This is a genomic window from Flavobacterium ardleyense, assembly GCF_042686085.1.
GTDB lineage: Bacteria > Bacteroidota > Bacteroidia > Flavobacteriales > Flavobacteriaceae > Flavobacterium > Flavobacterium ardleyense.
Genome location: NZ_JBHUOL010000018.1, coordinates 618,023 through 627,284, shown reverse-complemented (window position 1 = coordinate 627,284; position 9,262 = coordinate 618,023). Strand labels below are relative to the sequence as shown.

Sequence of the window (9,262 nt, the reverse complement as noted above, 5' to 3'; positions counted from 1 at the left end):
ATGATGAAAATAGTTTTTTCGCTTAAGCTGAAAAAATAAAATGAGATTTCTGAGCTCATTGAACGGTAAAATAAATAGGCGATTTCTAAAACAGCTACTGCAACAACGGCTAAAAATATTTTGTAATAGAAATTCTTTTCCTTTATGGGTTGTTCTGTGGTCATATTTTTTAAATGATGATAATTGTACACTGATTTCCTAGTGAAAGTTCGTTAAAAGTACAAAAAAAAATGTACTAAATTATTTATTAAATAGTGTATAAAAATGAGATACCCATTAATTAAATTTTTGGCTAGTTTTGAATACCTTTACTTTTGCATTGTTATTTAATGATACTTCCTTGTCTCTACTTTTTAGCATTACGGTAATAAAAGTATTTGGAACATTTACACTAATTATTAGCTCTGCTTCACCATCTTTATCATTTTTGTATATTTCGTTAAAAGCCTCAAAAGCTGTCTTCTCATCAAAATCTACTGTACCACTGTGTACTTCTCCATTTTTATCTCTCCAAATTATATTGAATCCATCAGGAATAGCTTTCGCAGTAAAGACTTTCTGTTGAAGTCCCTCATCAAATAATTCTTCAATTTCCCCATTAAACATTTCTAAACGTGCACTAATCATAGAGAAAGTGGAATCATCAAATTTATTTTGTTTAAAAACTGGTCGCCATAAATACTTTACCCTGTAGTTGTCCCACAAACCATAGGGGATGGGTTTGTTTTTGTTGGCTTCTCTAACTTTAGTAGGTACTATATGCTGATTATTCATTTTATCATCTCTGTAAGCCTGCTGAAAAAATAGTTTTTTAGGATAATCTAAATGATCTATTTCTTGCTGATCAATTGTTGTTTTTTGACCTTGATACCGACCTACTTCAACTTGTTTGCTAGATCCAAATACCCATACCACAACAACGCCACCAGGTGCATAGCCCACAATAATAGTATTGTAAGTCTCATGTCTTATGTTACCGCCTGCATCCTTTTCATCATAACCCTCTTGAAATAAATGTAGCATTCTTTCATAGTCTATAGCACAGTTAATATGATAAAAAGTGTCTTCAGCATAAGACAACCACGTGATGTCAAGGCTGTCAGGTAATGATTTTCTGCCACTAGTCATACCAGCACCATACGAACCCCAACCTCTTCTGCCAGAGGAAGTTCCTAAACTTAACCCTACAGAGCCACCTCCTCGGAGCTTAAGTCCGCCGCTATACACATCGATGGGATAGCCTAAAGGTGCATTATTATTTTCTTCCCACTTAAAATATTCTAAATTCATACTGTCTATTATTTGTTCTTGATCGTAATTGTAGTTTGCCGCAGCAGTATTAGTATGTATAATAAATAAGGTAGTTATGCCTATCACCGCGGCACTTATATATAAGTTTCTATTTGTCTTTTTTATAAATAAAGTGGTAAGGGCGATAAGTGCATAGTTGATTGGCATAGCTATTAGTGATAAAATGATGAAAATAGTTTTTTCGCTTAAGCTGAAAAAATAAAATGAGATTTCTGAGCTCATTGAACGGTACAATAAATAGGCGATGTCTAAAACAGCCACTGCAACAACGGCTAAAAATATTTTGTAATAGAAGTTCTTTTCCTCTGTGGGTTGTTCTGTGGTCATATTTTTAAATGATGATGAAAATTCACTAATTATCCTGTACAAGTGTTTAAAAGTACAAAAAAGTAGTAAAGATCTGTTTTTTTATTAGTATAATTCTTAGCTTATAGCAGTCAATGATTTAAGAATAAGTCAGTTTAAAACTGATGAAGCGGCGATTGATTCTAGTAGAATTTATATTAAATATGCCGTGGGTGCTGGTAAAACACGATTAGATCAAAAATATATTGAGAAAAAATTAAACACTGTGGCAACCATAAGAAATTGGAATACAGTTAGTACTTTATTGAAAATGTATGAAGAATAATTGTGTTAATTTTTAATTAAGGTTTTACCATCCATTTTGTTAAGTTGGTGGTTATTAATAACTTTGAGAAACAACTAAAAATAAACACTATGAAAAGAAATGCAACAGCAGTTTGGAAAGGAACTTTAAAAGAAGGAAACGGAAAATTAACTACGCAAAGCAAGGTTTTAGATAATACCCAATATTCATTTAAAACTCGTTTTGAAGATGGAATAGGAACAAACCCAGAAGAACTAGTTGCTGCGGCGCATTCAGGATGTTTCACCATGCAAATCGCAGCTTACTTATGGGAAGAAAATTACGACATTGAAAATATTGAAACCAAATGCGAAATTAACTTAGTTGATCTCTTAATTGTTGGTTCACATTTAAAAGTGGAAGCAAAAATCAAAGGGATTACTGATGAGAAATTTCAGGAGATTGTGAAGAAGGCAGAAAAAAATTGTCTAATTTCAAAATTGTACAATACTGACATTACCTCGGAAGCGACTTTGCTATAATTCGTTAATTAGAATCTTTATAGATAATACTATTTCTGCTTTATTCTTTTTCGAAGTAGGAACTAAATGATGTAAAATTTCTATTTTTGTAGTGTATGGGATGATTTCTCTCCATAAAAGAAGGAATTGCGATGTAACAATCAATAAAATCAAAATTTATGTCAGTTTTAGAAAAAATGACTTCGGCAGAAGCAATTGCATTAGAGGAAAAATACGGAGCACACAATTATCACCCGCTTCCTGTAGTATTAAATAGAGGAGAAGGTGTTTATGTTTGGGACGTTGATGGAAAAAAGTATTACGATTTTTTGTCAGCTTACTCGGCTGTGAACCAAGGACATTGTCATCCAAGGATTGTTGATGCAATAATTGAACAATCAAAAACTTTAGCTTTAACATCTAGAGCGTTTTACAATGATAAATTAGGTGTTTATGAAGAATTCATAACGAACTATTTTGGATTTGATAAAGTATTACCAATGAATACAGGTGCAGAAGCTGTGGAAACGGCTTTAAAACTTTGTAGAAAATGGGCTTATGAGAAAAAAGGAATCAATGAAAATGATGCACAAATTATTGTGTGTGATGGTAACTTCCACGGAAGAACTACTACAATTATCTCGTTTTCAAATGATGAAAATGCACGTAAAAACTTCGGACCTTATACTGCTGGTTTTATTAGCGTTCCTTATGATGATGTAGCAGCTTTAGAAAAAGTAATTAAATCATCAAAAAATATTGCTGGATTTTTAGTAGAACCGATTCAAGGGGAAGCTGGAGTTTATACACCAGCAACTGATTATTTAGCAAAAGCAAAAGCACTTTGTGAAGCAAATAATGTGTTATTCATCGCTGATGAGGTACAAACAGGAATTGCACGAACAGGTTCTTTATTAGCAGTTTGTGGAAGTTGTTCTTGTGATGCTACATGTGAAAAACAGGCAACTTATGTGCAACCTGATATTTTAATTTTAGGTAAAGCTTTATCGGGTGGTGCTTATCCTGTTTCGGCAGTTTTAGCAAACGATTCGATTATGAATGTAATTAAGCCAGGACAACACGGATCTACTTTTGGTGGAAATCCAGTTGCGGCGGCAGTTGCAATGGCTGCTTTAGGAGTAGTTACAGATGAGAAATTAGCTGTAAATGCACGTAAATTAGGTAAAATATTCCGTGATGAATTAGATGCATTTATTGCAACTTCAAACATCGCGACGTTAGTAAGAGGAAAAGGATTGTTAAACGCTGTAGTGATTAACGATACGGAAGAAAGCGACACGGCTTGGAATATTTGTGTTCGTTTAGCTGAAAACGGTTTGTTAGCAAAACCTACACATGGAAACATTATTCGTTTTGCACCGCCATTAGTAATGACTGAAGAAGAATTAAGAGCTTGTGTTGGTATTATTATCAATACTTTAAAAGAATTTGAGAAATAGGATTCTGAAAATATAAGTTGTTCAAAAAATAAAAAAAACTCCGATTGAAATTTAATTTTCTTTCGGAGTTTTGATTTTTATACAAATGATTGGCTCTTTAGCCCCGATGGAAGTGGAAATCCTTGCCTTTTTTTGGCAAGATTGCAACGAACAGCGGGAATAGGGAAACCAAAAAATGCCCAAGCCATTCGCTCCAAATCTATTTTGTCCATTCTATTTTTCGGGAGAAATACATTACAGCGGCTAAAATTAAGAATAATCCGATGCTTCCTACTAATAAGGCGTAATCTTCGAGCTGGATGATGACGTAGATAAATGTGTATAAAACGGTTAGTGAAACCGCGATAAATAACGGGAATTTTCTATCTTTTAGAATGGAGATGGAATACAGCGAAATTAAGGCGATTACGGAAGTTCCTGAAATGGCATAAGCCAATGAAAAACTACTGTGTTCGGTGATGGAAATTAGTAAGGTATAAAACATAATTAAGGCAATTCCAATCATAGAATATTGAAAAATATGAATGTTGATTTTGCTGATGGATTGAATTAAAAAGAAGATTAAAAAAGTTAATCCAATTACTAAAAAACCATATTTTGAAGCTCGCTCGTTTTGTTGGTATTCATCAACCGGCGTAATAAAATCGACCGCTAAACTGTGTTGGTATAACGATGGTAAATTGCCAAAATAGTTTTGGGCAAAAGGTCTGTTGAAATGGAGGATTTTCCAATCGGCTTTGAATCCTTTTTCAGTAACTTCTCTTGTTATTGGAGCGTGATTGCCATTAAAACTTGGAGAATTCCAGTTCGAATTCATAGTTACAGAAGTTGTTTTTCCAATAGGAACGACTTTAATTTGCTGACTTCCCTTGAATGAAATGTCAAATTTGAAATTCCCTTCATTTTGACTCGAACCATAATCGAAATAGTTGGTTTCTAAACTTTCAATGCTATCGCCAGAAGTTGTATTTGCTGGTTCGAAGGTTAGTTTCTTCGAATTTAAATTTATGCTTACTTCGTCTTTTAGACTTTTTAAATTGGTGGTTTTGATAATGATTTTCGACTGATTCCAATGGATATTTTCAGCCGGAATACTTTCGAAATTTGGTTTTGTAAATTTCCCGTCGAATTTCATTTCGCTCGTAAAAACGTTTGATTTATAAATGCTTCGCTCTAATGGTTTTTCCATTGTAGTTTGAATGTTTGCTTTTAATTCTTCGGGAAAAAAATACGCAAAATTGTTTTTCTTGGTGAGCGGATCGGTATAAAGTATTTTTAAAATTGGTCCTTGAAACGCGATTTTTCCACCCCATTTCGAAGTGGTTTCTGTAACGACCTCTTTTTGACGAATGCTTCTTTCTGAGATTAAATTTTGCACTAAGGATAGCGGAATTAGTAATACCAAAGTTAAAATTCCGACCAACATCATTTTGGCTGTCGAAGATTGAAAAAAAGAAGTTTTTGGTTGAATTTCTGGTTGAATTTCTGTTTGATTTTCCATAATTTATTAAAGTTTAAAAAGGTGAAGTTGATATAATGTTGTTAGTAATGATAAAAAAGTAAAGAATTGCGATTGGAATATTCGCTAGTACTATTAATGCTTGTTTTTCGATGGAGAATCTTTTTGTAGGTGATTTTATCCAATTATAAATGAGTTTTAAGAATATAATTCCATTAGTTGTTATTGCAATTAGTGTATAAGACAAACCGATAATTATCAAATTATTGGATCTTGGTATCAGGAAATACGTGCCGAATAAGAGTGTTCCAATTGAAAAAGAAATAAAAGCGATTTTAGTCGAAATAGGTAAGTTTAAAAAATATGTTTCCATAGTTGTATTAGTTTTTATTGATATTAAAAGTGTCCTGAATTGATGTTAGCGGTAATGTTAGCATATTGAGAAAGTCTAAACCATAAAATTGATGAGCTCGATTTCCTTTGCGAAATTCCTCTTCGAAATAAGATATTTTAGTAGGGTAGAATAGTGTTCCCGAAAGAATTACCAGTAGTAAATACAAGCTTCTTTTTCCGTTTCCAAAAAGATAATATTGCATTCCAATTTCTTCAACAACTGAAATTCCGGTATTTGTTAAGACGTGAATTACATCGTGATCTTCCAGTTTTGGTTGGATTTCAAAATTGTATTTCAGCAGGAAGCAACCCAAATGAAAACCCAAACTATCTGCAGGAAGTTGTATTAATTGCGGAATATTTATTTCCCAAGCTTTTCCTTTTTTGATGAACTTTTGATAAGGCTTTTTGCTGAGTTCATACATTTTTTCAATAAATAAATCTTTCATAATTTTAATTTAAAAGTACTTTGAATTTCAAAGTTAATAGATAAAAAAATAGTTTAGCTTTTCTTAATTAATTTTTCAAGTGCTTCAATGTGAGAAGCAAAGGCAATTCTTCCTTCTTTTGTTGCACTATATTTTGTATTGGGTTTTTTACCAATAAATTGCTTTTCAATCTGAATATAATTTTCTAATTCCAACGCTTTTGTGTGCGAAGCTAAATTGCCATCGGTTACGCCTAAAAGTTCTTTTAGCATATTAAAATCGGCACTTTCATTGACCATTAATATCGACATGATTCCCAAACGAATTCGGTGATCAAAGGCTTTGTTGATATTTTGGATAATGTTTAGCATTGCAATAGTTTAAAAGTTTAAGGTTTAAAAGGTTAAAAGTTATTGTAAATCGTTTGTAATAACGCTGATTCATATAATTGTGATGGAGCTACAACAGCTTCATTATAAGGAATTTTACTTCCATAACGCTCTTTCATTATCTGCTGAACTGCGGGATGATTTAAATTAAAATCTTTCAATTTTTTAGTTTGGCATAATTCAATATTTGCTCCGTTTTTATATATTTTCCAAACTAATTCGGAACAATAGATTTTATCATCGCTCCATTCAAAATACAAATCGTAATCTTTATTGTTAAACGACTTGCCATAGGTTTTCATTTTATTAAGAATTTCCTTAGTCAATAGTTTATCTGAATTTTTTAAGCGTTGGACAACATATTTAGAATCTGTTCCTTGCGATATCCAATCTTTTAGCAAAGTCATTTTTACAGGCTGAACCGCTTCATAAACATAAGTTTTCCCATTTTTAATGAAGATAATTCCACAATGAGAAAATTCTGATTTTGTAGCAATTTTAACGGCTTCACACTGTTTTGAATTTGAAGATTGATAAATAATATCTCCATCTTGAAAAGCAGTAGTTTTATCTTCTTTGAAATTAAAGGAGTAGAAAACTAAACTTATAATAAGTAAACCTAATAGCTTTTTCATATTAATTTCTTTCGTATTTAAAATACATTAAACTGCCATACAAAATATGACAACCCCCAAAGCCTAATGCCCAAAACAATAAACCATAACCTAAAAACCAAGTCGATAATAAACCTAAAGCAATCATCGTAAGACCAAGATAACGAACATCGCCAATCGTATATTTGCTAGCATTTACACAAGCTAATCCGTAAAATATCAAAGTTAAAGGAGCAACTAATCCCAACATTTCTTTTTCGATTAAGAAAAGTATGAAAAATCCACCAGTCGCTAACGGAATCATAAAATTAGCGATTAATCTTTTGGAAGCAGTGTTCCAAACTTTTTCGTGCGTTTTTCTCGCTTTGCTAATGCTAAGAATAATTCCTGTTGCAATTGAAGCAATCAATACTAAACCTGCAATGATTAATAATCTAATAATCGCTTCTTCCGAAATTACTAAATTTTTGTAAGCACCAAGTGATGAATTGTCAAAGTAAATTGTTTTATAGGCAAACCAAGCTCCGATTAATGCATAAACGCCAGCTAAAATTCCGGATAAGCCACTCAATGAAATAAAGCGTGACGATTTGTTCATCAAGTTTTTTATTTCGGTTATGTCGTTAAGATATTTTTCGTTTTCCATTTTTAAAGTACTTTGAACTGCAAAGTAAATAAATGTTTTTCAATTAGAAGTTATATTTTTGATTTATTTTTTATTTTAAAGCTTAAGTGTTGTTTTTTAAGTGTTTAAATCCGATAAATTAGTATTGAAAATTAAGTTATTGTCATACTGAACTCGTTTCAGCACCTAAAATAATACCCTATTTTTAACTCTTTACTTCAAAAAACGACTGATTTGACCAAAGCCAAGTTACCTTTAACTAAACATTAATAATCGTTAGTACTTTCTTTAGCGATTTATCCTTAATTTTATGTTTATGAATAAAATACATAAATCAGGATTCTATTTTAAAAATTACGAAGCACCTTTTCAATCGCCATTTGACAAGTTATTTCCGATTTTTAAAGAATTAATTACACATACTTCGGGGGATTTTGACGAAGCCATTGATTGGTTACGCCAATTGGATGTGGAATATAAACTAACCACGCCAGAATATACAATTGATGATTTCATTGAAGATTTAAAGAAAAAAGGGTATATCAGAGACGAAGTGAAACCAGATGGATCGGGTGGAACGGCAATTACTGCAAAAACCGAACGAGCTATTCGACAATCGGCTTTAGACCAAATTTTTGGAAATTTAAAAAAGACTTCACAAGGAAATCACAAATCGAAACAAGTTGGAACTGGCGATGAACAAACCGGAGATTTTAGAGAATTTAATTTTGGAGATTCAATCGAACAAATTTCGTTAACCGAAAGTCTTAAGAATGCTCAAATTAATAATGGAGTAGGTGAGTTTATGCTGACAGAACGTGATTTGGTTGTGGAAGAAAGTCATCATAAATCCCAAATGAGTACGGTTTTGATGATCGATATTTCCCACAGTATGATTCTTTATGGCGAAGATAGAATTACTCCAGCGAAGAAAGTAGCAATGGCTTTGGCCGAATTAATCACTACGCGTTATCCAAAAGATACGTTAGATATTTTAGTTTTTGGAAACGACGCTTGGACCATTAAAATTAAGGATTTACCTTATTTGCAAGTTGGACCTTATCATACCAATACGGTCGCAGGATTGCAATTGGCAATGGATATTTTGAGAAGAAAACGAAATACCAACAAGCAAATTTTTATGATTACCGATGGAAAACCAAGTTGCGTACGAGAGAAGAACGGTGAATATTATATGAATAGTAACGGATTAGATCAATATATTGTGGATAAATGCTACAATCAAGCGGCTCAAGCCCGAAAATTGCACATTCCAATTACTACTTTTATGATTGCTCGAGATCCTTATCTGCAGCAATTTATAGATCAGTTTACAGAAGCCAATCAAGGAAAAGCATTTTACACCGGATTGAAAGGTTTGGGCGAAATGATCTTTCAAGATTATGAAACCAATAGAAAAAAGAAGATTAAATAATTTTAGATTTTCAGACAATAGATTTCCAGATAACAGAA

The 9,262-nt window shown here is 32.3% G+C and carries 10 protein-coding genes and 1 pseudogene; 4 read left to right on the top strand and 7 right to left on the bottom strand.

Annotated elements, in window-relative coordinates:
* Window positions 1-276 precede the first annotated feature (276 nt).
* A complete protein-coding gene (locus tag ACFSX9_RS12950; RefSeq protein ID WP_379808315.1) occupies window positions 277-1,638 on the bottom strand; it encodes a DUF2931 family protein in 1,362 nt (453 codons plus the stop codon).
* Window positions 1,639-1,744: 106 nt separating this feature from the next.
* Between ACFSX9_RS12950 and ACFSX9_RS12945 the strand changes: the two are divergent.
* The 3 genes and pseudogenes from ACFSX9_RS12945 to rocD all read left to right on the top strand — a co-directional run.
* Window positions 1,745-1,942: pseudogene (locus ACFSX9_RS12945) on the top strand (DUF1697 domain-containing protein); the annotation flags it as partial.
* Between the two features lie 89 nt (window positions 1,943-2,031).
* On the top strand, window positions 2,032-2,442 hold the full coding sequence (locus ACFSX9_RS12940) for an OsmC family peroxiredoxin (protein ID WP_379808313.1): 411 nt from the start codon (window positions 2,032-2,034) through the stop codon (window positions 2,440-2,442).
* A 158-nt stretch (window positions 2,443-2,600) separates the two neighbouring features.
* A complete protein-coding gene (gene rocD, locus ACFSX9_RS12935) occupies window positions 2,601-3,881 on the top strand; it encodes an ornithine--oxo-acid transaminase (protein WP_379808311.1) in 1,281 nt (426 codons plus the stop codon).
* Window positions 3,882-4,080: 199 nt separating this feature from the next.
* On the opposite strand, the gene creD is transcribed toward rocD, so the two are convergent.
* The 6 genes from creD to ACFSX9_RS12905 are packed head-to-tail and all read right to left on the bottom strand — an operon-like array spanning window position 4,081 to window position 7,810.
* Entirely contained in the window at window positions 4,081-5,364 is a 1,284-nt protein-coding gene (gene creD, locus ACFSX9_RS12930) for a cell envelope integrity protein CreD (protein ID WP_379808343.1), read from the bottom strand.
* A gap of 31 nt (window positions 5,365-5,395) precedes the next feature.
* Complete coding sequence (locus ACFSX9_RS12925) at window positions 5,396-5,713, bottom strand: hypothetical protein (protein WP_379808309.1); 318 nt, start codon at window positions 5,711-5,713, stop codon at window positions 5,396-5,398.
* 7 nt (window positions 5,714-5,720) lie between these two features.
* A complete protein-coding gene (locus ACFSX9_RS12920) occupies window positions 5,721-6,182 on the bottom strand; it encodes a hypothetical protein (RefSeq protein ID WP_379808308.1) in 462 nt (153 codons plus the stop codon).
* A 53-nt stretch (window positions 6,183-6,235) separates the two neighbouring features.
* The gene (locus tag ACFSX9_RS12915; protein ID WP_379808306.1) at window positions 6,236-6,532 is read right to left on the bottom strand and encodes a winged helix-turn-helix domain-containing protein; all 297 of its coding nucleotides are present in this window, start codon (window positions 6,530-6,532) and stop codon (window positions 6,236-6,238) included.
* A 32-nt stretch (window positions 6,533-6,564) separates the two neighbouring features.
* Window positions 6,565-7,185 carry a YiiX family permuted papain-like enzyme gene (locus ACFSX9_RS12910; protein ID WP_379808304.1) on the bottom strand — a complete coding sequence of 207 codons (621 nt, stop codon included), beginning with the start codon at window positions 7,183-7,185 and terminating at the stop codon, window positions 6,565-6,567.
* Between the two features lies 1 nt (window position 7,186).
* Complete coding sequence (locus ACFSX9_RS12905) at window positions 7,187-7,810, bottom strand: hypothetical protein (protein WP_379808302.1); 624 nt, start codon at window positions 7,808-7,810, stop codon at window positions 7,187-7,189.
* 295 nt (window positions 7,811-8,105) lie between these two features.
* On the opposite strand from ACFSX9_RS12905, the gene ACFSX9_RS12900 reads away from it, so the two are divergent.
* The gene (locus tag ACFSX9_RS12900) at window positions 8,106-9,224 is read left to right on the top strand and encodes a vWA domain-containing protein (protein ID WP_379808300.1); all 1,119 of its coding nucleotides are present in this window, start codon (window positions 8,106-8,108) and stop codon (window positions 9,222-9,224) included.
* Window positions 9,225-9,262: the final 38 nt, after the last annotated feature.